The organism is Brucella sp. IR068 (genome assembly GCF_049065885.1).
Taxonomy (GTDB): Bacteria; Pseudomonadota; Alphaproteobacteria; order Rhizobiales; family Rhizobiaceae; genus Brucella; species Brucella intermedia.
This window is the reverse complement of sequence record NZ_JBAKHE010000011.1, coordinates 108,175-133,984: the sequence shown is the minus strand read 5'-3', so window position 1 is coordinate 133,984 and position 25,810 is coordinate 108,175. Positions and strand designations below refer to the sequence as shown.

Below are 25,810 nucleotides of genomic sequence, written 5' to 3'. Positions count from 1 at the left end.
GCCAGACACCTTCAACCAACTCCAAGGACGCATCAGCCTGCCGCTTGCGGCGCCGCCGCCCTCGTTGTGGCGCCATATAGACCCCACCAAACAAAACTGTCAACGACCAATCATAACTTTTTCCAAAAATTCTTTCCACAGGCATCAAAGAAAAAGGGCCGCTCAAAGCGGCCCTTTTTCAAAAGTATGTAGGAACGCGATGCGCTAATCGGGTTCGTATTCGCGCGCACCATCATCCTTGGAGAACAATACGCATGGTCCCTGGGAACCGCGGGGATCATATGCATAGCCCTTAGACGCAAGCGCCTGGGTCATGTCCCGAATGCCAGCCAGGCCGTAGAGATGGTCGTGCAATTCAAGAAAGATGCGTTCCACGCCTGTCAAATCCGCGTTTTGCAGCAGATCACGCTCGGCGCCCTCGATATCCATAACGAGGACATTGATGCCGTGTTGAGCGATGAATTCGTCAATATTGGTCGAGAACAGTTCTATGGCATGTTCGTAAGGCCCCTGATTCTCGTCCATGGACGACATCCAGAGATCACGCCGCACATAAAAGCGGAACGAACTGGGCTCACCCGCAGTCAGAATCCCTTGTGACAGCACCACATTGTTGAGGCCGTTGGCATCGACAACACGCCGGGCCAGTGCCGCTGTTGTCGGGTTCGCCTCGAAAGCCCAAACCGACACATCCGCTATCCTGGCAATAATGGAGGTGATAATTCCGATGCCTGAACCGAGTTCCAGTACACGATCCCCTGGCTTGACCGCCTTGAAAATCGAACGTGCTTCCTTGGCCTCATAGCTGCCACTTGTCAAAGCCTGCCAGATAACCGGCGAAACTTCGTCAGACGTTATCGGTACGTTAATCCCATGTACTTTCAGCAATTCCTGCGCCCCGGTTCCCCACGGAACATCTTGTTCGAACAAACGAGCAAAGAGTTCCGACATATTGATGTATTACATCGCAATCTAATTTTGCGCTGCAATCAGCGTATGAGCATAAACTGATTTGTGCCTTTGAAGCCAGTTGCAACGCGATGATATCATCAATGATTGGAAGCCAGACCGACTGTCTTCAAGTCTCGCGGGTGTCCGTGGAGATGTTTGAGCTTTGAAGCGGGCATCGGCTTACCAATTAGATAGCCTTGGACCTGATCGCATCCTAGCCGCTTGAGGCATTCAAACTGCTCCTCGGTTTCAATGCCTTCCGCGATCGTCACCATTCTGAGGCTGCGCCCTACTCCGGTTACGAGTTCGACAATCGCAAGTGCGTCGGGCCGTGTGGTCACATCGCTCACGAAAGTACGATCAATCTTGATCTTGTCGAAGGGAAATCCGCTGAGACTGCCGAGCGAAGAATAGCCTGTGCCAAAATCGTCCATGGCGATCTGAATACCCAGTGCTTTCAGTTGGCGCAGCGTGCTCAAGGTCTGTTCGTTCTTGTCCAGCAGCACCGATTCCGTAATCTCAAGTTCGAGCCGGTCCGCACCAAGCCCGCTTTGCTCCAGCGCATCAATAACGCTCTGAATAAGGTTCAGACTGCGAAACTGAACAGGAGAGAGGTTGACCGCGATCTTGAGAGGCTTGTTCCAATGTGCGGCCTCCAGACAGGCCGTCTTGAGCACCCAATCCCCCAGTGCATGAATAAAGCCTATCTTTTCGGCGACTGGAATGAATTCGACCGGTGAAACCGAGCCTCGGACCGGGTGTGTCCAACGAAGCAGGGCCTCATAACCGCATATTTCCCGCGTTACGGTGCAGGCTTGCGGTTGATAGTAGACCTCCATCTCACGGTTCTCCAGCGCCTTCTGAAGATCGGCTTCGAATGATTTCTTTTCCCGCAAGCGTGTCTGCATCTGGGATTCGAACACACTCGCGTGACCGGGTCCAAGCGCCTTTGCTTCGTAGAGCGCAAGATCGGCGTGTTTGAAAAGCTCTTCCGTATCGGGCTCGCCCTGAGAGATCGCGACGCCGACACAAGTTCCGATTTTTATTTCCAATTCGCCCACATGATATGGCTCACTGATGGCCTCCATCAGGCGGTCTGCAAGTTCCAGGGCCTGATCTTCCTGAAGTCCCGTGGAGAGCAAGGCAAACTCATCGCCCCCCAACCGGCAGACCATGTCGCCTCGCCCGCCCAGTTTGGTCAGACGCCGCGCGACAGCCTGCAACAACGCATCGCCGACATCATGTCCAAGTGTATCGTTGACGTCTTTGAAACCATCAAGGTCCAGAAGAAGAATGACCGCCGACTGACCTCCGGCATGTGCGGCTTCCAGCCTTTTTTCCAGATCCTGCCGAAACAGAACACGATTGGGCAAACCGGTCAGAGCATCGTGGTGCGCATCATGTTCAAGCCGAAAGTTCTGAGACTGCAGTTCCCCAGTCGCCTGCCGAAGATCGCTCGTCAGGCGCTGCATGCTACCATGCGCCCTATCAAGAAGCTTGTTGTGGCGAAGCAGAAGGATAACCAGCACCACCCCGCAAATGATGAGGCCCGCCGCCAAACCAGTGTAGATGAGATGCAGTTGACGCACTTCCGCCTGTGCGGCATCGATAAGCCCTACGTCATATTCGACGGCCGTCGAGGCAAGCGCTGTCATCGGTCCATCAAGTATGGTCATGGAGTGCAGGACAGTTTTGATACTGTCTATGTCCAACTTATCGAACTGACGATCAAGCGCCTGCAGAACATCGCTCAGTTTCAAAAACAGATCACGGCGCTGCGGATCGTCCTGAATGAAGGATCGCAGATTGCCCTGTTGCAGCAATTCCAACCGACCCAACATAATATCGAGACGAAGCCGTAATTCGTCGCGGCTTTCTTCGTTCATGTTCAGGGCATATCCAGCCAGAACATGCTCGAGCCGCATATATTCGGACACCGTCTGCCCGACGGCCCAGGAGTCGTTATAACGGGAGAATTTCTGAAGCGCTGTCTGCCGTTCGGCAATGACATAGGCGATATACGCCGTTGCCACCACGAAACAACAGATAATAACGCCTAGAATTCGTCTCACACTTGCCTCTATTCAACTATCAGCTTGGCAACCTGCCAGGCAGAACGTGTGTAATAGGTCTGAGTTTGAAGTTGTGGGTCGCTGTCATAAGGGTAAATTATAAACAACGGTCCTTTGTCACGAACCGGCATGTAATTCCCATCCCGCTTCATGGCAAGAATAACGTTGAATCTCTTGAAGTCCTCCAACGGCAACGAACTAACGTAATCGTTCAAAGCAACTGCGGTCACCTTCGTTCCCTTCGCGCCCACGAGCGACATAAGCTTGTCCATCGATACGCCCTCGAAACGCACGCGACCGTCATACCAAGGATTTGCCGTTTCCACGGTGACCAACCCCATCGCTTCCAGCATGTCCCGATCAAACTGGGCCGTATCGCCAACATTCGTATTCGAGATTTTGCCGGATATGACGAGAATCGGCTTACCGGTCGGCTTCGCCAAGGGTTCAGCAGCTGCCCCGGACAACCAGGCAAGAGGCAAGACCAGGCAGAAAAGGGCTCGGATAAGTTTCATTGCATTCTCCATAATAAACTAAACCATTAAAGAGAATTGCCTAAATCAACGTGAAGATCGCACCAGTTTTGTACCTTTTCATGCTTATCTGCAATAAAAATGAAATATCAAAAGCTCCCCTGACGCAACGTAACTTCAAAGGGTCGCAGTTGGAGAACCATCTTAATATTAGATAGCTTTCACATAACGGTCGCATTTTAACATGCCATGCCCGATAATCAGTTGAGGCGGGAGTGTCGATCCATACCAAAACAGGGCAACGTCATGACGCCGCCCTGTAGAAATAATCGATATGGATCGTTGATTCAGCCTGCCAGTTTTCCACCTGTCATGGCTTTCGGCACGCCCGTTGTGCTTGGAAAGCTGATGGGCAGGCCGCGCAGGACACGTACCGCCAGGAAAGCAAAACATTCCGCTTCCACGGCATCGCCCCGCCAGCCAAGCGTTTCGACTGGAACAAGTTCCACTTTCGCACGCTCAACCAACATGCGCATCATTGTCGGGTTACGGCGTCCACCCCCACTGACGGCAAGACGCTGAGGTCGGCGGGGGAGAAGGTCCAAAGCCTTGCCTACTGCCGAAGTCGTGAACGCGGTCAGCGTGGCCGCCCCATCTTCCTCATCCAGACCATCAGCCATTGCATCCGTAAAATCGAACCGATCCAGAGATTTAGGATATGGCGCGGCCAGATAGGGGTGTTTGAGCAGTTCGGCGAGCCGTGCCTCGTCCGCGCTGCCCTTCGCCGCCAGCGCTCCGTCGCGATCCATTTCCCCCAAGCCGCGTGCTTTCACGAAATCGTTGATGGGCGCATTGGCTGGTCCCGTGTCGAATGCCACAAGCGCATCCTCACCATCCCACCAGGTGATGTTACCGACACCGCCGAGATTAAGAATCGCTGTATTGCCGCTCGGATCCACGCTGCGCAGCAAGGCAGCATGATATATGGCAGCAAGCGGAGCACCCTGCCCGCCAGCACGGATATCTGCGGTGCGAAAATCATAGGCGACCTTGGTCCCCAGGAGTTCGCTCATAAGCCTTCCGTCGCCGAGTTGCCTTGTGTCTCCGATTCGACCGGTTTGCGGCGCGCGATGCAAAACCGTTTGCCCGTGGAAGCCGACGACACCGATATCCGCCATCGAGAGCCCGCTTTCCTCTACCAATTCGCGGACAGCCGCAGATTGCGCGCGCGTCAGCGCTTCTTCCGCCTCGGCAAAAACAGTGGGCTCCGATCCTTCGAAATTCCAGATGCGCGCTTCGGCCTGTGCCTGTTCCAACAGGTCGCGAATCCAGCGCGGATAAGGCTTTAGCGCATACGCTCCGAATTCTGTTACCGTTTCCCCATCTGTTTTCAACAGAGCGACGTCGATGTTTCCGTCAAGAACTGTGCCGGTCATCAGTCCGACGGCCCATATTGGCTGCATAGATGTCTCCTATCCCAATGAGATTGCGTCACCAACGCCCTGACGCAGTGCCAAGATACCGCTGTCGAAATGACGGGTGGGATGAATGCGGTTGGTGAGCAGGGTCCATGCCCGGCCTGCTTCAAAATCGATCCATAAGCCGGTTCCGGTAAACCCGGTATGGCCAATCGTATCCTTCGAATTGAAGCTGCCGCCCGACCAGCCATCATAAGGCCGTTCCCAGCCATGCGTGCGGGTTGCGGATAGTGGCTGACGCATGTGGGCGATCACGTTTCGCGGTGCTCCCGTTCCGTCAAGCAGACCAAGCGCGAAATCGAGTATGGATGCGGCAGTACCGAACAGACCGGCATGCGCGGCCCCTTGCAATGCCGAGCAATTATCGTCGTGTACTTCGCCGCAAAGTACACGATTGCGCCATGTGCAGTTTTCCGTCGCGGCACTCATTTCCGGCTCCGCAGAAAAAGCGAAGCCCTCGCCGGGCTCCATCTCTCGAATGGTCTTGCCGTATAGCCTTTCCAACGCAAAGCCGAGCAGGATGAAATTGATGTCCGAATAAACCGGTTGGCATTTGCGCCATTCGCGCTGCAGAACGAACGCGCGCAAAAGTTCCGGATCACGCCCGTAAGTGTAGATCGGTTCGACGGACGGAAAAGGCGTCTGGTGGCCAAGGCATTCACGGAACGTGACCTTGCGCTCCCAGGCGTCATTATCATACTGCCGAAGATCGGGTAGCAAGGTGGTCAATGGCGCATCGAGATCAATGACGCCATCCTCAGCCAGCGCAAGAATGCGGTGCGTCGTGAAAATGACTTTTGTCAGCGAAGCAAGATCGAACCACGTATCGATGCTCATTGCCCGTCTGGTCGGGACGATCTGTGCAAAGCCGGTCGCCCTGACAGCGCGGTTGCCAGAAAGATCGACCATCCCAAGAACACCGCCGGGAATGCGATAAGAGTCGCAAGCGTCTTTCACCAAAGCGAACGCTTTTTCAAAGCGAGCCGTAAAGGCGGTATCGGATCGGGGAATATTTGATTCTGCCATGGTAATTATGCCTCGGTCCGGGCCATGTGATCCCGGCCATATGTCTGCCAGTTTGCCGGCTCCGGCTCATAACCCAGCGGGCGCACAAGCGAGGGCACTTGTCGTGTGTCGAGGGCGAAATGTTCGTTGCGCCGATCAATACTTGGAACAGCAGAAATCAGCCGCTTCGTATAAGAGTGTTTCGGCGCAGAAAGAATTGTTGCGGCATCGCCGATTTCCACGATTTGCCCGGCATAGACAACTGCTATGCGATGCGCGATCCGCTCTACCACTGCCATGTCGTGCGATACGAACAAGTAAGCAAGGCCACGCTCCTTCTGGAGGTCGATCAGCAAGTCCAGAACTTTGGCCTGCACAGATACATCCAGCGCGGAAACGGCTTCGTCCAGAACTACGACCGCCGGGTTCAGCATCAGCGCGCGGGCGATACAGAGCCGCTGGCGTTGCCCGCCCGAAAACTCATGTGGGTAGCGCTCCAAGCTGATGCCGGGGAGCCCGACGCGGTCAAGCAGTTGTAGCATCTTCTGCCGCGTCTCCGGTCCGTCCCGCCCGCCAGCTGCGATAACCGGCTCGGCAAGGATACTATCTATGCGCAGACGCGGATTGAGCGATGCGTAGGGGTTTTGAAAAACCATCTGCACCGAAGAGAAATTTCCCGCATCGTTGGTGCTAACCGCACCAATTTCCAACTTTCCGCGTGAAGCTTTGACAAGCCCGAGAATGGCTCGCGCAGTTGTCGATTTTCCCGAACCGCTCTCCCCCACGATCGCAAGCGTTTCACCGGGAATGAGATCAAGATCGACGTTCTCCACCGCATGAACTGCCCCCAGCCTGCGACCCAGAAAACCGCCTTTGACCGGAAAACGGACCGTCAATCCTTTCACCGACAGGATCGGTTTTGTTCCCGATAGCGTGGTGCGCACGGTATCGGTTCGCACCGCTTTGCCGCTTTCAAAATGCGGAACGGCCTTCAGGAGATGTTGTGTGTAGGGATGCTGAGGCTGGTCGAGAACAGTGCTCAGCTGTCCTTGTTCAACCGCCTTGCCATGCTGCATCACCATGACCTTGTCGGCCATTCCTGCGACCAGACCAATGTCATGCGTGATGAAGATCATCGCCATGCCGGTTTCTCGCTTCAGCTGTGCGAGCAGCGCCATGATCTGCGCCTGCACGGTAACATCGAGCGCCGTCGTGGGCTCGTCGGCAATCATGAGGCGCGGATTACATGCAAGCGCCGTGGCGATCATCACTCGCTGCAACATGCCCCCGGAAAGCTGGTTCGGACAGTATTTGAGCCGCCGTGCGGCGTCCGGAATACGCACGCGATCCAGCGCGTCCTTGGCAGCGGAAGCTGCCTGTTTTCCTGTGAGCCCACGATGGAGACGGAATGATTCCTCGATCTGCGTGCCTATCGTCAGTACAGGATTGAGGGATGTCATCGGCTCCTGAAAGATCATACCGATTTCTGCACCGCGGATTTTCGTCAGCTCTGCTTCGTTCGCAGTTACAAGATCGATTGTGCTACCGTTTGCGCGATTCAGCTTGATTGATCCGTCGATGACGCGACCGCCGCCAAAATCCACCAGACGATTGAGCGACAGGGCCGTTACAGATTTGCCGGAACCACTTTCGCCGACAATTGCCAGTGTTTCGCCCACAGCGAGATCAAAACTTACGCCACGCACAATCTCGTTGGCTACAGGATTGCGACCGAATCCAACGCGAAGGCTCGAGACAGAAAGCAGCGTGCTCATGCCATCGCTCTCCGCATCTTCGGGTCGAGGATGTCGCGCAGGGCATCACCCAGAAGGTTGAAGCCAAGAATGCCGATCATGATCGTAAGTCCCGGAAAGGCCAGCAGCCATGGCGCGATCTCCATGAGATTACGCGCATCGGCCAGCATGAGACCAAGTGACGAAGCGGGTGGCTGTGTGCCCAGACCCAGAAAGCTCAGGCCTGCCTCCGTCAGCAACGACCAGGCGAGCGCCAGGGTGATCTGCACTGTCAAAGGGGCCACCAGATTAAGCAGCAGATGGCGGGAAAGGATATAACGGTTGCTGCTGTGGAACGTACGCGCCGCATCAACGAATTCGCGTGTTTTGATCGACAAGGCCGGGCCGCGTACAACCCGCGTGAAGATCGGGGTGTAAACGATGGCAATGGCGGCGACACTTGTTCCTGTTCCCGGCCCGACAACAGCAATGATGAGAAGCGCAAGCAAGATTGCCGGAAACGCCAGAAGCACATCCATGATGCGCATGACGACACCGTCCCACCAGCGCCCGAACCACGCCGCGGTCAATCCCAGAACAGTTCCCGCGAAAGCGGCAATCCCGACTGCCGAAAAGCCCACCATGAAGGATTGCGCGACACCAGCCATCAGGCGGCTCATGACGTCACGTCCGAAAAGGTCGGTTCCCATCCAGTGGGCAGCACCTGGAGGACGCAGCCTGTCTATCCGATACTGCATCAGCGGATCATGCGGCGTGAAGCCGAAATAGCCGAGACAAGCCACGATCAGATAAACCAGAACGATGAACCCGCCGATACGACCGCTGGGATGAGCGAAAACAGAACGCAATATCTGCATCAGCTTTCCTCCAGACGAATGCGCGGATCGAGCGCTACATACAGGAGATCAACCAGCAGATTGACGATCATGAAATTGAAGGCAATGAAAAGAATGCTGCCCTGCACCAGAGCATAATCGCGCTGGAGAATGGCGTCGAGCACCATGCGTCCAAGCCCCGGCAGAGCATATATCTGCTCAACCAGCACAGCTCCGCCCAGAAGATAGCCGAACTCCACTCCGCTCAGGGTCACTACTGGTATCAGCGCATTAGGCAATGCGTGCCGCCAGATGACAGAGCGAGCCGATGCTCCCTTGCTGCGAGCCGTGCGAACGTAATCGTCGCTGAGAACGTCCAGCATGGCCGAACGCGATATGCGTGTGACCGATGCCGCAAAAGCAAAGCCGAGCGTCAGGGCCGGCAAGATCATCTGCAGGAAATTCTGCCACGGGTTCACCCAGAAAGGTGTAAATTCGCCCATCGCAGGCAAAACCCCAAACCCCGCCGACAGTATATAAATAAAGAGGAGACCGAGAACGAAGCTCGGAGTCGACTGCCCGATCATTGCGAAAATGCGCACCGCCAGATCGGATTTTTTCTCGTTGCGCGTTGCCGCATAAACGCCAGCAGGGAGTCCAACGAGCAAAGCGATAAACACCGACATCAATGCAAGTTGGAGTGTCAGCGGAAAACGCTCAAGGATAACCGTCAAAACCGGCTTTCCGAATGTCACCGAGACACCAAGATTACCTTGCAGCACATCACCCAGCCATCGCCAGTACTGGGTGGTCCAGCTTTGGTCGATACCGAAATATTGCGCCAGCGCCTGCCGCTGTTCCGGGGTCAACAACCCTGCCTCCGTTCCGAGCATGGCAGTGATGGAATCACCCGGCACCAGACGGATCGCAACGAAGACAAGGATCGACACCCCCAGCATGACCAGAGGAAATGTCAGCAGCCGACGTGTCAGATAATTCATGTCAGATTACTCACGGCCTGCCGTTCCGGAAGGCACTTGCAAGCCACGCCTTCGCAGGAAGACGTGGCGGATTTCGTGACATCACTGCCCGATCTGCAGCTTGGTTATGCCGAATAGCGATCCGGTTGCGCGAGGCTCGAAACCGGTAACGTTTTTCTGGTGAGCAACATAAGTGTTAGCCGTATAGAGCCATACCCACGGAGAAACTTCCGTTATGTGCTTATCGAAGTCGGCAAAAATCACCTTGCGCTTTTCAGGGTCCGTTTCGGCTCTCCCCTTCTGCATCAGATCGTCAAGCGTATCGTCGATATACTGCGCGACCTTCTGAAGGTTGCCCGCCTTGGTCCAGTATCGGCCATACATCGTATAGGGATCAGCCGAACCGCCGTTCAACGCCACCGCCATGTCGAAGTCCCCCTTCAGCCACGTATCGACATAGACGTTCAGTTCCATCATCCGGATATCGAGCTTGATACCGATTTCGGCGAGTTGCGACTGAAGCACCTGCGCCTCGGCCGCAGCGGTCGCAGGCTCTCCATTTGCCGCGATGATCGTTGCCGAGAAACCGTCCGCATAGCCCGCATCCGCCATCAGCTTCTTCGCCTTTTCTACATCGGGCTTATAGCAGAAAAGCGTGCTGGGGTCGCTTGCATAGGCGGGCATTGTCAGCGGGCCCGTCACCTTTCCTTCGCCGAGCAAGGCCGTGTCGAGAACATCCTGCCGGTCAACGGCGCAGGAAATAGCTTGACGCACGGCCAGCTCCGTCATGGGCTTGCGCGAAGGGTTCAATTGCAGGACATGATAAGCAAGCGCCGGCGTGCGCACCAACTCAAGAGCGCTTTCGTTCGGCACCATCGTTGCGACCAGCGGGTCATTGAGAAGCGCAAAATCGATCTGCTTGGCGCGAAGCGCGGCGAGAATCGCCGTTTCATCTGGCAGAACACTGATGTCGATCCCGTCGACCCCTACCTTACCGCCGGCCCAACCGGGATTGGCTTTCAGTACTTCCTTGGAATTCGGTTCCCAACGTTCAAGGACAAACGGGCCGGATCCAACGGTTTTTGTACCAATATTGCCCGCCTTGATCTCGCTTTCAGGAAGGATAGCCGCATTGATGCTGGCAATGGCCGCCAATAGCGGGGCGTCTGCCTGCGAGAGTTTGAAGACAACCGTTTCGTTGTCCGGCGTCTCAATAGCGGCGATGGAACCGAAATTGGCACGCGCCACCGCACCCGTTTTTTCGTCCAGGATACGCTCGAAGGATGCCTTCACATCGGCTGGCGTAACCGGCTGACCGTTGTGGAACTTGGCATTCGGGTCGAGCTTGAATGTCAGAATCTTGCCGCCATCGGAAAACTCCCAACTTTTCGCAATGGCAGGCGCGATCTGAAGATCGGAACCGAGACGAACGAGCGGCTCGTAGATGAGTTCAAGCAGCCGGATCGATGAAAACGCCGGCTGCTTATGCGGATCAAGACCGGTGGCATCCTGTGACCAGGCCATGCGAAGCGTCGCGGCAGAAGCCGTAGACAGGCCCAGCCCGCTGAAGCTCCCAATGCTCAATGCCAATGTGGCGGCGCCCGCAATCAGGCTTTTTTTGAAAATCGCTCCCATTTTCTTCCCTCGCAAATCACTGCAATGCTGATGTCCGACCGCTTCCCCGCTTCGGCTCACGCTTTATTGGCATTTATTGCCTGTCTAAGAAATCCCCCAGCATTCTTTAATGCCTTTCTTGCCTCATCCACTGGCATTCCGGTAATCGTGATGAGGATTGCAAGCTTGACGTCATTATCCGTCAGGGCGAGAACGCGTTTTGCCTCCCCCGCCCCGCAACCGGTTGCCTGCATGACAATTCTCGAAGCACGTGCGACAAGCTTGTGGTTGGTGGCACTGACGTCCACCATGAGGTTCTCATATGTCTTTCCTATCCGGATCATGCTTGCCGTCGTCAGCATATTGAGCACCAGCTTCTGCGCCGTGCCGGATTTGAGGCGCGTTGAACCAGTCAGTATTTCAGGCCCCACAACTGGCGATATGGCAATTTCAGCCATAGCCGCAATCGTCGAGTTCGGATTGCAGGAAAGCGCCACAGTCGTAGCACCAATTGTTGCCGCGTAAGCCAGCCCTCCGATCACATAAGGAGTGCGTCCACTGACCGCGATTCCCACGACGACATCCTTTGAGGCCAGACTCACATTGCGCAGATCGGCCTCCCCCAGTGAGGGATCGTCCTCTGCGCCTTCGATTGCATGTTGCAGCGCATCGGCGCCACCTGCAATCAAGCCCACCACCATTCCTTCCGGTACGCTGAATGTCGGTGGGCATTCCGATGCATCAAGAACGCCAAGACGTCCGCTCGTTCCAGCACCCAGATAAATCAGCCGACCGCCCCTCCGAAAGGCGTCAACAATTCTGTCGACCGCCTGCGCGACGTGAGGCAGAACTTTTTCGACAGCGGCGGGTACCAGATGATCCTCGTCGTTAATGCGGCGCACGATAGCAAGACTGGCCAGCAGATCGATATCCATCGTGCGCGGATTTCGCTCTTCTGAAACCAGCTTATCCAGTTCAGATAACAACGCCTGTTCTGTCATGCTCTGCCTGCCTGTCGAGCGGCGTTCAAATGCGCCTTTATGGTTAATATGCTAGGATTGAAAATTCTTTTCGTCAATTCAAATACGGAATATTTTATTCCTTACCTTCACCGAAGTACGGTCCAATCGGATAACACCGCATCAGACATATTGCCGGATCACCATCGGCGGAAGGAGGTGAATTCTGCCGATATCGAATCTAATCGCGAGCTATCCGCTGAAGCGTTCCGGTCTCCGCGCCGCATTCCACACATACCGTTGGGCAATTACGCATAATCGTTTATGTTGGAATTCTGTATTCCAAAGCAAATCGAATTGTCTTACGACCGAGGCAATCGAGTATCGAACCTTCCGGCACCGGAATCGGGAATAGTTACATATGTCGATTCTACAAAAGATCAGCGCCAAACTGAACGAACTGACCGTTGCGGATCGAAAGATCGGTCAGTTTATCGTCGACCATCCGGAACAGGTGTTGAAACTTTCTTCCTCCGCGCTCGCGGCGGCGACCGGACGCAGTCAGTCAAGCGTGGTCAAGTTCAGCCAGAAATTCGGATTTGACGGCTATCAGGAACTCAAACTCGCCGTCAGCGAAGCCCGGGCCAAGGAATGGCAAGTTCCAGCAGGCATGGTGCACGGCTCCATCGAAACCGGGGATAGTTACATCACCGTTCTGCAGAAGCTTATCGGCAGCAAGCTGCAGTCGATGCAACGAACGGTTTCCGCCAACAGCGAGCAGGATATCGACGATGCATTGCAAGCGCTGATCAGCGCGCGACGTATCCACCTCGCCGGCGTTGGCGCATCGTCACTCGTGGCGCGCGATTTTTCCTATAAGCTGATGAAACTCGGCCGCAACGTGATGCACGATAGCGACAGTCATATCCAGATGGCCAATGTTTCGACCTTGCACGAGGGCGATGTCCTGTTTGCCCTCTCCTATTCGGGAACGAGCATCGAAACCCTCCGCATCTCGGAAGAAGCCAGGAAATGCGGAGCAACCGTAATCGCTGTTACAGGTCTCAACAGGAATCCGCTTAATGAAATTGCCGATATTCCCTTGTATACCGTTGCGGATGAAGAGCGGGTTCGCTCATCATCGATAACCGCGCGCGACGCGCAACTTATTTTGACGGACCTGCTCTTTATCTTGCTGTTTCAGCGACAATCAGATGCCAGCGATTACGTGCATAAAAGCGAAGCGGCAGTGTCTTCGCTGAAACTATGAACGACGAGATCAATCGATAATAGCTGCGGCGGCGAGGCTCGCAAAGGCAGCAACGAATGCTACGGCGACAGCACCAACTTTTGTGAAGAGATTGAATGTGTCGCCCGGCATTTCACGGTTTGACATGTTGAGATAGACGAGCGCCGCCACGACAATAACAACCGAAAAGCCAAAAGCGGAAACCCACTGCCATACCTCAGGCATGAAACCTCACAGACGCTAACTCAATTTGAAATCTGCGGTTTCTTACCCAAATTTTGTTACCACAGTGTGACCCAGTTAGTGCTTTCTGTTCCAGCGCGCAATGTACAGCGCTGTCCCTGGTCATCATCTATTTGTGAATAGTCGACCCTTCCAGCACTGCGGTGGCCCGTTTCGCAGGCTCGCTCACGGCCATAGCACCGCCAGTTAACTGCAACTGCACAAGCTTCTGGATCAAGGCTGAAGATGACTACCGAACGGCAAAAGCCGTGATATATCTGCCGGCGAGCAAACAGCCGTGCGCAGAAACGACAACTCAAAGGTATACATTATGACTTCGCCATCATCACCACCGCAAATCGAACAGGAAGAGCGTCTCGAACGGCTGGCATCGTTGCAAGGCAAGTTGAGAGAACGTGGTATCGGCGGGCTTCTGCTCGGGCCGACAGCAAGTTTGCGTTATTATACCGGGCTGGTCTGGCACATCAGCGAACGTTTTCTGGGCGCCCTCGTTACGCCTTCGGAGGTAATTTACATCGTTCCCGGCTTTGAGCAGAGCCGCGTCGAAAGCCTCCCGCATCTAGCTGGAGAAATCCGCATCTGGCAGGAGGAAGAGAACCCAGCCGCGCTGATCGCATCGCTCCTCCCGGCAGGTGCTAAACTTGCGGTCGATGACGCCATCCCGCTGTTTTTCTATAATGCTCTCAGGCAAGAGATCCAGCCGGACCGGCTGCTCGACGGCGGCGAGCTGATCCGGGAACAGCGTATCCGCAAGTCGGTCAAAGAAATTGCGATCATTCAGTATGCGATGAATCTGACGCTTGAAGTCCACCGCCGTGCGCATGCAATGATCAAGCCCGGCATTGCCGCAAGCGAAGTCGTGCGTTTTATCGATGAACAGCACCGCGCACTCGGCGCAAGGGGTGGCTCGACATTCTGTATCGTCTCATTTGGGACTGCGACCTCACTGCCGCACGGCGCGGACGGCGAACAGTTTTATCAGCCGGGTGATGTTATCCTTGTGGACACAGGCTGCCGCATCGACGGCTACCATTCCGATCTCACGCGCACCTATATGCTGGATGAGCCTACAGCAGAGTTTTCGCGCATATGGGCGATCGAACGCGAAGCCCAACAAGCCGTTTTCGACGCGGCGAAGCTCGGCGCTGCTTGCTCAACCCTTGACGATGCAGCGCGCGCTGCGCTCGTGAAGCACGGATTGGGACCGGATTATGCCCTGCCCGGCCTTCCTCACCGCGCTGGTCACGGCCTTGGCCTGGAAATTCACGAAGCCCCCTATGTCGTCCGCGGGAACTCACTCCCGCTTGCGGAAGGCATGTGCTTCTCCAACGAGCCGATGATCGTGGTCCCCGACCAGTTCGGCGTCCGTCTGGAAGATCATATCCATATGACGGCAACGGGGCCAAAATGGTTCACCCAGCCAGCGAAAAGCCCAACGCAACCTTTCGCATAGGCCTGCTTGCTGTTATCGGATGGCTGGAATACCCGTCCAGCTTTCTGATCTCTTTTCGCCAATGCCGATCAGGTCGATGGCCCGCGCCGCGATCTGATCGGCCACCTCGTCGACAGATTGCGGCTTGAAATAAAAGGCTGGAACCGGCGGCATCACAATCGCACCCAATTCCGTTACCGTGCACATATTGCGCAAATGCACCAGATGCAGCGGAGTTTCTCGTGCAATCAGAACCAGCTTGCGTCGTTCCTTCATATGAACGTCGGCCGCGCGGGTTAACAGGCTGTCGCTGTGCCCCGTGGCGATCGCTGCAAGTGTACGCATGGAGCATGGCGCAATGATCATACCTGCGGTTGCAACCGATCCGCTCGCGATAAGGGCCCCTATGTCGCTGACAGAATAACTTCTATTCGCGAGCCTGTGCAGAAGCGCATAACCGTCAGGACCTAGCTCGTGACGCAAGGTCTGCTGAGCGGCGTCCGACACAACCAAATGGGTTTCGACATCACTTAAGGCGGAAAGCTGTTCCAGCAGCTTGAGCGGGATGAGAGCGCCTGATGCCCCCGAGATGCCGACAACAATCCGTTTCATCGCATGGTTTCCTTATCCAGACCCAGTTCGCCCCACATCGCATCCACACGGGCAATCACGTCATCGCTCATCTCCAGCACGGCACCCCATTCCCGCTCGGTTTCAGCCCCGATTTTGTTGGTCGCATCAAGTCCAAGTTTCCCGCCCAGACCCGAACGAGGCGACGCGAAGTCGAGATAATCCACCGGTGTGTCAGCCAACGTGACGACGTCTCGGCTCGCATCGAAACGCGTGGCGAGCGCCCACATGACATCATCCCAGTTGCGGACATTTATGTCTGGATCGACTGCGATTATGAGTTTCGTGTAGCTGAACTGCGGCAACATGGACCAAAGCCCCATCATCACCCGCCGGGCCTGGCCGGGATAGCGCTTGTCGATCGAAACCACCATTGCGCGGTAGGAACATGCTGCCGGAGGCAGCCACAAATCGACGATTTCCGAAAACTGTTTCCGCACAAGCGGCACAAACAGTTCGTTCATCACTTCGCCAAGTCTGGAGGGTTCATCTGGCGGACGACCCGTATAGGTCGAAAGGTAGACGGGATTCTTTCGCATGGTAATAGCCGTCACCTGCATCACCGGAAATTCCTCCACACTATTATAGTAACCGGTGTGATCGCCATACGGCCCCTCCGGCGCGGTAGCGGATGAGGAAACTCGTCCTTCCAGAATGATTTCGGCATTGGCGGGTACGCAGAGCGGCACGGTGCACGCACTGACCACCGAAGGCCTCCGCCCTGCAAGCAGGCCCGAAAAGGCAAGTTCGCTCATTCCTTCAGGCAGGGGCATGACGGCCGAGAGAATCGTCGCGGGATCGGCACCGATGGCCACGACAACAGGCATATCCTCGCCGCGCCTTTGCCACATGCGATGATGGCGTGCACCGCCCCGATGGGCAAGCCAGCGCATGATGAGCTTGTCGTGTCCAAGCTTCTGCATCCGATAAATCCCGACATTGATATCGGATGGATCGTCCGGCGGCTGCGTGATGACCAGCGGCCAGGTGACAAGTGGGGCGGGTTCGCCGGGCCAACACCACTGGATAGGCAGCAGATCGAGATCGACGGCTTCGCCCTCGAGCACCTCAGCCTGCACCGCCGCATGTCGGACATGACGGAGGCGCATGTTCAATGCGGCCTTTGCCAAAGGCAGCTTGCTCCATATCTCACCCGCCGAACGCGGCGGCTTTGGCGCGCGCAGTTCCGCAAGCGTCTCGGCAAGGCCGGAAATTTCTTCGACAGAACGGCCAAGCCCCAACGCGATCCGCCGCCTCGAGCCGAAAAGATTGGCTACCAGAGGAATTGAGTGCCGACGCCCTTCCGCGTTGACGGGCTGCTCGAAAAGCAGCGCCGGGCCATCATCCTCAAGCACTCGCTTATGGATTTCGGTTATCTCCTGGACGAGCGATACCGGACGCCTGATCCTGACGAGATCATTGCGACGTTCAAGCTCCCATAAGAAGCTTTGCAGGCAGTCGTAATATGGTGGAATAGATCGGGCCGTTTTCATAACCCATTTTTGAATATCGAATTCTTTCGCCGTCTTTGATCTGAATCAAACTGTCCTTGTATTGAATCGCCTAATTCTGGTTTCACCTTGTAAGGCTCACCGGAGCTGGATGATGATGAAGATACCCTCGGCTGTGGCTGCGCCAGCCCGGCTTGTTCCACCGTTTCTGATCGCCCCGTTCGTCTCGCGTATATTCTTTCACGTGATGCGAGCCCACCCGGGGCTCTTCGAACGTCTCGGGGATTATGCGACGAAGCGTTTCCGTTTTCACCCGTCCGACATTCCGTTTGCTTTTGTGATTGAGCCGGACAAGCCACGCATCACGATCATGCGCGAAGATGAGGCGACGTCGGTCGATGCGGGCATAGAAGGACCGCTGGTTATGTTGCTTGCGCTCCTCGAGGGCAAACTTGATGGGGACGCGCTATTCTTCTCCCGGGACATTACCGTGACGGGCGACATGGAAGCCATGCTCGCACTTCGCAATGCGCTGGACGACTGCAACATAGATCTTCCATCCGATCTCGGCACCGGCGCGGGGCCATTTGCGCCGATGGTGCGCGGAATCGCAAATTTTGTGCGAAGCAAAGCCTTGGGCAAGGAAACTGACGGATGGAACTGATCTGCCCTGCAGGCACGCCGTCGGCCTTGCGCGAAGCGGTAAGTGCCGGAGCGGATGCCGTCTATTGTGGTTTTCGCGATGAAACGAATGCGCGTAACTTTCCCGGGCTGAACTTCAGCCGCGATGAGCTACGCGACGCAATCCAGTTCGCCCATTCCCGCAAAACGCAGGTTTTCGTTGCCATCAACACGTTCATGCGCGCGGGCGATGAACACATCTGGTATCGCGCCGTGGACGATGCCTCGACACTCGGCGCAGATGCCGTGATCCTCGCCGATTTTGGACTGATGGCCTATACGGCTGAAAAACATCCAACGCAGCGGCTTCACGTATCCGTACAAGCTTCCGCTTCCAACGCAGATGCAATCCAGTTTCTCGTTGATGCATTCAAGGCAAGGCGTGTCGTGCTGCCGCGCGTGCTGACGATCCCCGACATTGCAAAACTGGGCCGCAAGATCACTTGCGAAATGGAAGTCTTCGTATTTGGCGGATTATGCGTCATGGCTGAAGGGCGCTGCTCCCTGTCTTCTTACGCAACGGGCAGATCGCCCAACATGAACGGCGTTTGTTCACCGGCAAGCCATGTCCGCTACCGGCAGGATCGGCAGGAACTCGTTTCCGAACTCGGTGAATATACGATCAATCGTTTCCCGGTGGGCGAACCCACCGGCTACCCAACCCTTTGCAAGGGCCGCTTCAACATTGCAGACGAGCAAGGCTATGCCTTCGAAGACCCCGTTTCGCTCGACGTCATGAACCATATAGACGAGTTGCGGGCGGCGGGAGTCTCGGCGCTCAAGATTGAAGGTCGCCAGCGCGGCAAGGCTTATGTCAGCGAAGTCGTCTCCACGCTGCGTCAAACACTTGCGGCGTCTCCCGAGAGCCGTGCAGCCCTGCTATCGCGTCTCAGACTGCTGAGCGAGGGCCAGCAGACGACTTCAGGCGCTTACGACAAACGCTGGAGATAGACATGTCCGGAGCGAGCCTCAGCCTTGGTCCCGTTCTCTTTCTGTGGGACGGCCCTAAATGGCGCGATTTTTACTTCCGCATCGCCGACGAAGCGCCAATTACCAATGTGACTGTCGGTGAAATCGTCTGTTCCAAGCGGTTCCATTTCCTGACACCTTACATGGACGCCGTGATAGAGCGGCTGCAGCGCGCAGGAAAGCTAGTGAGCCTCGGTTCGCTGGCGCTGGTGATGCTTGAACGCGAAGCCAAGCAGGTCCGCCAAACGATCAAGGAAGCATCACTGCCTGTTGAGGCAAATGATCTGTCTGCATTGGGACTGTTGTCCGGCGTGCCGCACATGGTCGGTCCGCTGGTCAATGTTTACAATGCGGCAACCGCCAAGGTTCTTGCCACTCGCGGCGCGCAGTCGATTTGTCTTCCGCCGGAATTACCGATCAGCTCTATCCGGGAGATTGTCAAAGCTGCACCCGATATTGCTTTCGAAATATTCACGTTCGGACGAGTGCCGCTCGCCATTTCAGCCCGTTGCGCGCATGCGCGGTCCAAGGGTCACATAAAGGACAATTGTCAGTTTGTATGCGGTGAAGAACCGGACGGACTGCCCGTCAAAACGCTGGACAGCCAACCCTTCCTGGCTCTCAATGGCGTGCAGACGCTCTCTCATACCTGTCAGTCGCTGATCGAGGACCTGCCCGACCTGCTCCAAGCAGGGATCAGGCGTTTCAGACTGTCACCGCAGGATTGCGATATGGTGGAAGTGGCCCGCATTCATGACGATGTGCTGAAACAGGTAACCAGTCCGGACGAAGGAGCCGCGCGCCTGCGAAAAATCTATCCCGATGTGCCGCTCTCAAACGGTTTTCTGCACGGAAATATCGGAGCTGCATGGATCAGCCGGCAGCGTTCAGCCGCAGCACATTAGAGCGGTTCGTGTTCTAACAGCATCGCCGGAACCGCTCTAATTATTTGTTTTATCGCATTATCCAACGCATCGAAGCGGGATAAGAAATCAGTCCAGTGAACTGATTTCCCCGCGTAGACGTTTCACACTTTTGCTGGAAATGCTCTAGATCGATGTAACTCGACCTTCGGGCGACCGTGACACCTTCCTCCAAGAGACAGCTCACAGATGCACGAAAATATCAATCACGCTTCCTGAAAGTCGAAGCGTCAATTGCGAGCTTCTGCAGACGGGCATAGAGGCTTCGTCGCGGCAATTGCAACAGCTCTGCGGCGGCGCCGACGTCGCCGCTGAACCGGTCCAGCGTCGCCCGAATGACACTTTCTTCAAAACGATCCATCTGCTCCGACAGTGATGGCGGGTTGGGTTCCGCGACGGGATCGTGGCGCAGTCCCAGCACGACTTGCTTGGCATAGTTGCGCAACTCGCGAACATTCCCTGTCCATTCGTCTGAATTCAGCCTCGCTTCCATCGCCGCATCGATAGCCGGTCGCGACCGGCCAAACCGAGCTGCTGCTTCATCAAGAAAATAGGAGAAAAGCAAACCGATGTCCTTCCGCCGCTCACGCAGCGGAGGAACACGGAGCCTGACCGTTTCAAGGCGGTAGAACAAGTCGGAACGAAAGCGACCCGAGGCCACAGCTTCTTCGAGATTTCCTTTTGCAGCCGCGATGATCCTCAGATTCACGGCCCGTGGTTCCCCGGAAAGTGAGGGCAGTTCACGCTCCTCGACAACACGTAGCAGCTTACCCTGAACAGCTGGCGACATGCTGTCTATCTCATCGAGAAACAGGGTGCCACGATCCGCATCCGCTATCCTTCCACGCTGGATGCGACTGCCGAACAGGACTTCGTCCGCTATGGGATCCGGCAAAGCCGCGCAATCGATGGCAACGAAACCGCGTGCGTGGCGCGCGCTCCAGCGGTGCAGAAGGCGGGCCACCAACTCCTTGCCTGTACCGGTTTCGCCTTCGATCAACACATCGACATCGACGCTGGCAAGCTGGCGGATCGTATCGCGCAACCGCATCATCACCGGCGTTTCGCCAAGCAAGGGATAATCCTGTTCGGCATCTGCCGCCGCCCGGCGAAGGCGACGATTTTCCAGTACCAGACGGCGCATTTCCAGTGCGCGCCGCACGCTCGATATCAGATGATCGGCGGCGAACGGTTTGGCAATGAAATCGAAAGCTCCCTTTTTGAGAGATGCCACAGCCATTCCAATGTCGCCGTGCCCGGTCATTAAAATGACCGGCAGTTCCGGGTCGCGCGCCAACAATGCTTCCATCACCGCATGCCCATCAACGCGCGGCATGCGAATATCGGTCACAACGATGCCTGGATAATCAGGCGTCAGACTGCTCAAAGCCGACTGCCCGTCACCATGCGCCTCAATATCGAGACCTGCGATCTCGAATGAATCGGCCAAGGCCGTACGAAATGCCGCATCGTCATCGACCAGCATGACCCGCAATGGCTCACTTTCCGTCACGGTGCCCCTCCTTTCCTGCACGTCTCAAAGTGGCAGCAAAAGCCGCGCCGCCAAGCCGCGATGGAATGACGTGCAATGTTCCTTCCATTTCAGTCATGAGGTCTCTTGCAATACCCAGGCCCAGGCCCAGCCCATCCGCTTTTCCGGTTACAAAGGGGCTGAAGATCTCATCGGCCAGCTTCGGTTCAATCCCCTCGCCGTTATCGTCCACGACAAGGGAAATTTGATCCCCTTCCTCCCGGATGCTGAATGCAACATGAGGATTATGGCTGGTCGCCACCGCATCCAATGCATTCTGCAGCAGGTTCACCAGCACCTGCTCGGATCGTATGCGGCAGGCGAGTATCACCATGTCGGATCGCTCAGGTATATCCAGTCGGACATTGGCGTTGCGGAACCTGTCTCCCATAAGCAGCATTGTGCCATCCACCAGTTCATTCAACGGAAGTGGGCGAACGATACCGCTCCGCCGGCGGGCAAACCGACGCATCTCCTGTGTGATGGAACCTATACGAGCCGTGAGCTCCACCGACGTACTAAGGTTACTGGCAACCTTGTCGAGCTTCCCATGTGCAAGATGATGCTGCGCGTTTTCCGCAAGTGTTCGAATGGTCGCGACTGGCTGATTGATCTCATGCACCAGTCCTGCGGTGATTGATCCGAGGGAAGCAAGGCGGTTTGCCTGGGCAAGCTCCTCCCGGGCATCGCGAAAGCGCTTGTCAGCCAGTTCCCGTTCCGCCATTTCGGCACTTAATGCCGCGGTACGTTCCTCAACCGCACTCTCAAGCTCTGTACGATAAGCCGCAGCACGCGCAGCGCGGCTTACCCGCCAATAAATCGCACCGGCTATTATGACGAAAACGAGCATCGCCGCCACGGTCACCAGACGGGCAAGATCATTTGCGGCCCGCAACGCTGGTCCCGTTGGTTCTATATGGACCAGTTTCAGCGCCGTTCCCGCAATCGGCTCATCGACAGCGATTGAATATCCGCCGGAAGGCTCGATCATCATTTCTTCCGGCGCAAAGCGATAATTGCTCGGTTTCATATCCGCCGCATTGAACTGCCCGCTTTCGATGATCTGCGCGCGTTCTGTGGTTGTTATCGGCTGAAACGAACGAAGGTCTTCGAATTTATCCGTAGAGGCGAGTATGATGCCCCGGGGATCGACAACGAAGGTTTGCCCAGGATCGTTGGACCAGGTTTGAACCAGCCTGTGAAACTCGAATTTTATCACGACCACACCGACCGGGTCAGCCTGATCGCCAATGCGCTGCGCGAGGAACAGACCAAAGCGCCCGCTCAGGTCACCTATGGCATAATATTCAGCCGAGCCCGCGGCCATCGCGCCCTTGAAATAAGGGCGGAAATCGTAGTTCCGCCCTACGAAGCTCTCTGGTGTATTGGCGTTGGAGGACGCGATAACAGTACCATCACGCGCTATGACATAGATGATTGGTGAGCCAATCTGGTGTGCAACAAGTTCGAGTTTCTGATTGAGACGGGCTGTGGCATCCCGCGAGCCACCGGCGAGCACATCGCGCAGATCGCTATATTCCTTTAAAACGACAGGCAGCAGCCGGAACTTCGCAAGTTCGCTGTCAATCAGTCGGGTCTGCTGGCGCGCAATAAGTGTTGCATCCTCGCGAAGACGATCAAGCGCCCCGCGTTCCGCCCACAGCCCGGCGGAAAACCACAGGCCGAGTGACAGCAGGAAAGCGAGGGTAACCAAAGCGAGTTTTGCGATCTTTGATGGCAGCTTCATTTGTGCCGATTTATGCAAACTTGAGCAAGGAGTCACGCAGAATCTTGCACACAATTTCCTGCGAACTATGCCGAGAATTGATAAACTTCATTTTGTTTCAAAGGCTTAAAAATTTTAACTCCTCTGTCTGGCGATGTTTTCTGCGCTGCAGCATGTTAGCGCCACTTCGAAATAGGGAGTTTCGAAGGGAGGAGTTAGCCGTGAACCACTTCAACATAGCACCAGCACCGCAATTGATATCCGGCGTCGCTCTTACCGGCCGGATCACTGATATTGCCTGCTCGAAGCTGAAGCGGAGTGCGGACTGAGATTCTTCACCAACGCTACACAAGTCTTCTCCCACAATCCCAAAAGGAAGTGCAGAGACAAGTTGAAGCGATGGAAAAACACCCCGAAACCGTTTCGTCGATCCGGTTAGCAAACAAGGGGTGAAATTCAAAAATCGAGAGATTTGAAGGAGCAACCATGGTCTCAATTACAAACGAACGGAGTGAAGTGCAAAGCACCAACAGCCGCCTGAAATCCATCATCGGCGGCTCGACCGGCAACCTCGTCGAATGGTTCGACTGGTATGTCTATGCAGCATTTGCGCTCTATTTTGCACCGCACTTCTTCCCGTCCGATAACCAGACCGCCCAGCTCATGAGCGCGGCCGCAGTCTTTGCGGTCGGTTTCGTCATGCGTCCTATCGGCGCTTGGATCATGGGTATTTATGCCGATCGCAAGGGCCGCAAGGCAGGTCTGGCGCTGTCCGTGACGCTCATGTGTGCCGGCTCGCTGATTATCGCGCTGACGCCGGACTACCAGACCATCGGGCTTGCAGCTCCCGCCCTCCTCGTGCTCGCCCGTTTGATGCAGGGCCTCTCGGTCGGCGGCGAATACGGCGCAAGCGCCACCTATCTGTCGGAAATGGCAGGCAAGGATCGCCGTGGCTTCTTCTCTTCCTTCCAGTATGTCACGCTCATTTCGGGGCAGCTTCTCGCAATCCTGCTTCTGATCGTGCTTCAGTCGACGATGGAAACCCCTGCGCTCGAATCCTGGGGCTGGCGTATTCCGTTCTTCATCGGCGCACTGCTTGCCGTTGTCGTGTTCTGGCTGCGTCGCGGCCTGGCGGAAACCGAGAGCTTCAAGAATGCAAAGACCAAGGACGCACCGAAATCCGGTTTCTGGACGCTTATCAAGCACCATCCGAAGGAAACCGCCCTCGTCATGCTTCTGACCGCTGGCGGCACGCTCGCCTTCTACGCATACTCGATCTACATGCAGAAGTTTCTGGTGAACACGTCCGGGTTCAGCCGTGAAGTGGCAAGCCAGATCAACGCCGTCACATTGTTCGTCTTCATGTGCCTGCAGCCCATCGCTGGCGCTTTGTCGGACAAGATCGGCCGCAAGCCGCTGATGATCGCGTTCGGCGCAGCCGGTGTTCTTTTCACCTATCCGATCTTCACGACCCTGGAACAGACCCGCGATCCGATCACGGCCGGCCTGTTGGTCATGGGTGCGCTCATCATCGTCACCGGCTACACTTCCATCAACGCTGTGGTGAAGGCGGAGCTTTTCCCGGCGCATATTCGCGCGCTCGGCGTCGCCCTGCCCTATGCGCTGGCCAACACCCTCTTCGGTGGCACCGCCGAATACGTCGCGTTGAGCTTCAAGAATGGCGGTTGGGAACGTGGTTTTTACTGGTATGTCACCATCATGATCGGCATTTCCCTGATTGTGTACCTGCGCATGCGCGATACCAGCAAGGACAGCATGATCAAGGAAGACTGACACAGCCTCCCAAGCGAAGAGATGCCGGGCCCAGTGCCCGGCATTTTTTTATTTCTCCTGCTGTACCGTCCGAAACCGTCCCGGGCTCTGCCCCATCCATTTATGAAATGCGCGATAAAAGGCGCTCGGTTCACTGTAGCCAAGTTCGGCGGCTACCGCCGCTACACTGAGGCTGTTTTCCTGCAGAAGCCGTTCGGCAGTCACGAAGCGCAACTCGTCCTTGATCGTGCCGAAACTCTGCCCCTCTCCCCGTAGCCTGCGCCGCAAGGTCGGTACGGACATGCCAAGTCCGCTTGCCAACTCTTCCAGGGACGGCCAGTCTGCCATTGGCAAGGCGTTCAGTTGCGACCGCACCCTTGCAGAGAGATCGTTATCATGACGATAGCGGATCAGAATATTGGCAGGAGCTTCGCGCAGAAAACTTTCCAGCGCCACATCGCTCCGAATGATCGGCAGCGACAGATAGGATGATGAGAAAACCAGTCGCGTGACCGGCTGGTCAAAGAGAACCGGCGCTCCGAAAAATTTATGATAATCCTGACGGTGGACAGGCGCAGGGCAGGCAAAGTCGAGCGTCCGCAGGGGAATACGCCGTCCGATCAGCCAGCAGGCCACTCCCATCAGGATCAGCCAATAGGCCCGATAGGCAAAGGCCGGTCTCGGAGGTCCGGCATCGGTCAGAACAACATGGGCCATGCCGTCGCGGATCCGCAATTCACCCTGCGGATCATCCAATACCACATTGAGAAACTGCAAGGCCCGCCGCAAGGCACGTTCCAGCGTGCCTGCATGCAAAACCGCGTGACAAAGGAGGTTGAAACTGCCGGGGCGCATCGGCCTTGCAGCCAGCCCGAAGAATTCATCATTGATCGTTTCGGCAATCAGCCACCACAAGCGACCGTATTCGACATTGGTGACGGGCTCAGTCACTCTTTCCGACAAGCCGATTTGGGCCATCAGGGGAGCTACATCTATCCCCCGAACGCGCACGCTTTCGAGCGCATCCTCGACAAAGCCCGGCGCGATATTGTGGCGCTCCATGCTCTTCCCATATTGCAAAATCGATCACACATTAATGCA

Annotated in this window: 22 protein-coding genes; 6 read left to right on the top strand and 16 right to left on the bottom strand. The window is 55.9% G+C overall.

The window, feature by feature from the left end:
* Positions 1–204 precede the first annotated feature (204 nt).
* The 10 genes from ACOWVS_RS18030 to murQ all read right to left on the bottom strand — a co-directional run bounded on the left by ACOWVS_RS18030 (position 205) and on the right by murQ (position 12,143).
* Complete coding sequence (locus ACOWVS_RS18030) at positions 205–951, bottom strand: FkbM family methyltransferase (RefSeq protein WP_006470162.1); 747 nt, start codon at positions 949–951, stop codon at positions 205–207.
* Positions 952–1,049: 98 nt separating this feature from the next.
* Positions 1,050–3,023 (bottom strand): putative bifunctional diguanylate cyclase/phosphodiesterase, encoded by a 1,974-nt coding sequence (locus ACOWVS_RS18025; protein WP_006470161.1) that lies wholly within the window; start codon positions 3,021–3,023, stop codon positions 1,050–1,052.
* A gap of 8 nt (positions 3,024–3,031) precedes the next feature.
* Positions 3,032–3,538: a molybdopterin-dependent oxidoreductase gene (locus ACOWVS_RS18020; RefSeq protein ID WP_006472448.1), complete on the bottom strand. Its 507-nt coding sequence runs from the start codon at positions 3,536–3,538 to the stop codon at positions 3,032–3,034.
* A 305-nt stretch (positions 3,539–3,843) separates the two neighbouring features.
* Positions 3,844–4,959: an anhydro-N-acetylmuramic acid kinase gene (locus ACOWVS_RS18015; protein WP_006470159.1), complete on the bottom strand. Its 1,116-nt coding sequence runs from the start codon at positions 4,957–4,959 to the stop codon at positions 3,844–3,846.
* A gap of 9 nt (positions 4,960–4,968) precedes the next feature.
* The gene (locus tag ACOWVS_RS18010; RefSeq protein WP_006470158.1) at positions 4,969–6,000 is read right to left on the bottom strand and encodes a serine hydrolase domain-containing protein; all 1,032 of its coding nucleotides are present in this window, start codon (positions 5,998–6,000) and stop codon (positions 4,969–4,971) included.
* Positions 6,001–6,005: 5 nt separating this feature from the next.
* Entirely contained in the window at positions 6,006–7,754 is a 1,749-nt protein-coding gene (locus ACOWVS_RS18005; protein WP_006470157.1) for an ABC transporter ATP-binding protein, read from the bottom strand.
* Positions 7,751–8,590 carry an ABC transporter permease gene (locus ACOWVS_RS18000; RefSeq protein WP_006470156.1) on the bottom strand — a complete coding sequence of 280 codons (840 nt, stop codon included), beginning with the start codon at positions 8,588–8,590 and terminating at the stop codon, positions 7,751–7,753. The genes ACOWVS_RS18005 and ACOWVS_RS18000 overlap by 4 nt, the downstream gene beginning before the upstream one ends.
* Positions 8,590–9,549: an ABC transporter permease gene (locus ACOWVS_RS17995; RefSeq protein ID WP_006470155.1), complete on the bottom strand. Its 960-nt coding sequence runs from the start codon at positions 9,547–9,549 to the stop codon at positions 8,590–8,592. Before ACOWVS_RS17995 ends, ACOWVS_RS18000 begins: the two co-directional genes overlap by 1 nt.
* 81 nt (positions 9,550–9,630) lie before the next feature.
* The gene (locus ACOWVS_RS17990; protein ID WP_075042206.1) at positions 9,631–11,163 is read right to left on the bottom strand and encodes an ABC transporter substrate-binding protein; all 1,533 of its coding nucleotides are present in this window, start codon (positions 11,161–11,163) and stop codon (positions 9,631–9,633) included.
* Positions 11,164–11,219: 56 nt separating this feature from the next.
* Positions 11,220–12,143, bottom strand: a complete 924-nt coding sequence (gene murQ, locus ACOWVS_RS17985) for an N-acetylmuramic acid 6-phosphate etherase (RefSeq protein WP_006470153.1) — start codon at positions 12,141–12,143, stop codon at positions 11,220–11,222.
* Positions 12,144–12,522: 379 nt separating this feature from the next.
* Here murQ and ACOWVS_RS17980 point away from each other — a divergent pair, with 379 nt between their 5' ends.
* On the top strand, positions 12,523–13,371 hold the full coding sequence (locus ACOWVS_RS17980; protein WP_006470152.1) for a MurR/RpiR family transcriptional regulator: 849 nt from the start codon (positions 12,523–12,525) through the stop codon (positions 13,369–13,371).
* Between the two features lie 9 nt (positions 13,372–13,380).
* On the opposite strand, the gene ACOWVS_RS17975 is transcribed toward ACOWVS_RS17980, so the two are convergent.
* Positions 13,381–13,575 (bottom strand): hypothetical protein, encoded by a 195-nt coding sequence (locus ACOWVS_RS17975; protein WP_006470151.1) that lies wholly within the window; start codon positions 13,573–13,575, stop codon positions 13,381–13,383.
* Positions 13,576–13,903: 328 nt separating this feature from the next.
* Between ACOWVS_RS17975 and ACOWVS_RS17970 the strand changes: the two genes are divergently transcribed.
* A complete protein-coding gene (locus tag ACOWVS_RS17970; RefSeq protein ID WP_006472087.1) occupies positions 13,904–15,046 on the top strand; it encodes a M24 family metallopeptidase in 1,143 nt (380 codons plus the stop codon).
* Between the two features lie 12 nt (positions 15,047–15,058).
* Here the strand turns inward: ACOWVS_RS17970 and ACOWVS_RS17965 are convergent, their stop codons facing one another.
* Both ACOWVS_RS17965 and ACOWVS_RS17960 read right to left on the bottom strand, forming a co-directional pair.
* Entirely contained in the window at positions 15,059–15,637 is a 579-nt protein-coding gene (locus ACOWVS_RS17965; RefSeq protein ID WP_006470149.1) for a UbiX family flavin prenyltransferase, read from the bottom strand.
* A complete protein-coding gene (locus ACOWVS_RS17960; RefSeq protein ID WP_006470148.1) occupies positions 15,634–17,148 on the bottom strand; it encodes a UbiD family decarboxylase in 1,515 nt (504 codons plus the stop codon). Before ACOWVS_RS17960 ends, ACOWVS_RS17965 begins: the two co-directional genes overlap by 4 nt.
* Before the next feature lie 112 nt (positions 17,149–17,260).
* Here ACOWVS_RS17960 and ubiT point away from each other — a divergent pair, with 112 nt between their 5' ends.
* From ubiT to ubiV, 3 genes are read left to right on the top strand one after another with little or no spacing between them, the layout of a single operon-like run.
* Entirely contained in the window at positions 17,261–17,770 is a 510-nt protein-coding gene (gene ubiT / locus ACOWVS_RS17955; protein WP_006472089.1) for a ubiquinone anaerobic biosynthesis accessory factor UbiT, read from the top strand.
* Positions 17,761–18,738 carry a ubiquinone anaerobic biosynthesis protein UbiU gene (ubiU, locus tag ACOWVS_RS17950; protein ID WP_063620232.1) on the top strand — a complete coding sequence of 326 codons (978 nt, stop codon included), beginning with the start codon at positions 17,761–17,763 and terminating at the stop codon, positions 18,736–18,738. The genes ubiT and ubiU overlap by 10 nt, the downstream gene beginning before the upstream one ends.
* Before the next feature lie 2 nt (positions 18,739–18,740).
* Positions 18,741–19,661: a ubiquinone anaerobic biosynthesis protein UbiV gene (gene ubiV, locus ACOWVS_RS17945; protein ID WP_006470145.1), complete on the top strand. Its 921-nt coding sequence runs from the start codon at positions 18,741–18,743 to the stop codon at positions 19,659–19,661.
* A 220-nt stretch (positions 19,662–19,881) separates the two neighbouring features.
* Here ubiV and ACOWVS_RS17940 read toward each other — a convergent pair whose 3' ends face one another.
* Positions 19,882–21,192, bottom strand: coding sequence for a sigma-54-dependent transcriptional regulator (locus tag ACOWVS_RS17940; protein ID WP_006472090.1), 1,311 nt, complete (start codon positions 21,190–21,192; stop codon positions 19,882–19,884).
* Positions 21,179–22,957 carry a sensor histidine kinase gene (locus ACOWVS_RS17935; protein WP_006472091.1) on the bottom strand — a complete coding sequence of 593 codons (1,779 nt, stop codon included), beginning with the start codon at positions 22,955–22,957 and terminating at the stop codon, positions 21,179–21,181. The genes ACOWVS_RS17940 and ACOWVS_RS17935 overlap by 14 nt, the downstream gene beginning before the upstream one ends.
* A gap of 465 nt (positions 22,958–23,422) precedes the next feature.
* Here ACOWVS_RS17935 and ACOWVS_RS17930 point away from each other — a divergent pair, with 465 nt between their 5' ends.
* Positions 23,423–24,730 carry an MFS transporter gene (locus ACOWVS_RS17930; protein ID WP_006470142.1) on the top strand — a complete coding sequence of 436 codons (1,308 nt, stop codon included), beginning with the start codon at positions 23,423–23,425 and terminating at the stop codon, positions 24,728–24,730.
* A gap of 48 nt (positions 24,731–24,778) precedes the next feature.
* On the opposite strand, the gene ACOWVS_RS17925 is transcribed toward ACOWVS_RS17930, so the two are convergent.
* Positions 24,779–25,771: an AraC family transcriptional regulator gene (locus tag ACOWVS_RS17925; protein ID WP_006472092.1), complete on the bottom strand. Its 993-nt coding sequence runs from the start codon at positions 25,769–25,771 to the stop codon at positions 24,779–24,781.
* Positions 25,772–25,810 lie beyond the last annotated feature (39 nt).

Bases quoted from the DNA above. Each gene is read 5' to 3' on its own strand.
- ACOWVS_RS18030 (WP_006470162.1), bottom strand. From the start codon at position 951: ATGTCGGAACTCTTTGCTCGTTTGTTCGAACAAGATGTTCCGTGGGGA.
- ACOWVS_RS18020 (WP_006472448.1), bottom strand. From the start codon at position 3,538: ATGAAACTTATCCGAGCCCTTTTCTGCCTGGTCTTGCCTCTTGCCTGG.
- ACOWVS_RS18015 (WP_006470159.1), bottom strand. From the start codon at position 4,959: ATGCAGCCAATATGGGCCGTCGGACTGATGACCGGCACAGTTCTTGAC.
- ACOWVS_RS18010 (WP_006470158.1), bottom strand. From the start codon at position 6,000: ATGGCAGAATCAAATATTCCCCGATCCGATACCGCCTTTACGGCTCGC.
- ACOWVS_RS18005 (WP_006470157.1), bottom strand. From the start codon at position 7,754: ATGAGCACGCTGCTTTCTGTCTCGAGCCTTCGCGTTGGATTCGGTCGC.
- ACOWVS_RS18000 (WP_006470156.1), bottom strand. From the start codon at position 8,590: ATGCAGATATTGCGTTCTGTTTTCGCTCATCCCAGCGGTCGTATCGGC.
- ACOWVS_RS17995 (WP_006470155.1), bottom strand. From the start codon at position 9,549: ATGAATTATCTGACACGTCGGCTGCTGACATTTCCTCTGGTCATGCTG.
- ACOWVS_RS17990 (WP_075042206.1), bottom strand. From the start codon at position 11,163: ATGGGAGCGATTTTCAAAAAAAGCCTGATTGCGGGCGCCGCCACATTG.
- murQ (WP_006470153.1), bottom strand. From the start codon at position 12,143: ATGACAGAACAGGCGTTGTTATCTGAACTGGATAAGCTGGTTTCAGAA.
- ACOWVS_RS17980 (WP_006470152.1), top strand. From the start codon at position 12,523: ATGTCGATTCTACAAAAGATCAGCGCCAAACTGAACGAACTGACCGTT.
- ACOWVS_RS17975 (WP_006470151.1), bottom strand. From the start codon at position 13,575: ATGCCTGAGGTATGGCAGTGGGTTTCCGCTTTTGGCTTTTCGGTTGTT.
- ACOWVS_RS17970 (WP_006472087.1), top strand. From the start codon at position 13,904: ATGACTTCGCCATCATCACCACCGCAAATCGAACAGGAAGAGCGTCTC.
- ACOWVS_RS17965 (WP_006470149.1), bottom strand. From the start codon at position 15,637: ATGAAACGGATTGTTGTCGGCATCTCGGGGGCATCAGGCGCTCTCATC.
- ACOWVS_RS17960 (WP_006470148.1), bottom strand. From the start codon at position 17,148: ATGAAAACGGCCCGATCTATTCCACCATATTACGACTGCCTGCAAAGC.
- ubiT (WP_006472089.1), top strand. From the start codon at position 17,261: ATGATGAAGATACCCTCGGCTGTGGCTGCGCCAGCCCGGCTTGTTCCA.
- ubiU (WP_063620232.1), top strand. From the start codon at position 17,761: ATGGAACTGATCTGCCCTGCAGGCACGCCGTCGGCCTTGCGCGAAGCG.
- ubiV (WP_006470145.1), top strand. From the start codon at position 18,741: ATGTCCGGAGCGAGCCTCAGCCTTGGTCCCGTTCTCTTTCTGTGGGAC.
- ACOWVS_RS17935 (WP_006472091.1), bottom strand. From the start codon at position 22,957: ATGAAGCTGCCATCAAAGATCGCAAAACTCGCTTTGGTTACCCTCGCT.
- ACOWVS_RS17930 (WP_006470142.1), top strand. From the start codon at position 23,423: ATGGTCTCAATTACAAACGAACGGAGTGAAGTGCAAAGCACCAACAGC.
- ACOWVS_RS17925 (WP_006472092.1), bottom strand. From the start codon at position 25,771: ATGGAGCGCCACAATATCGCGCCGGGCTTTGTCGAGGATGCGCTCGAA.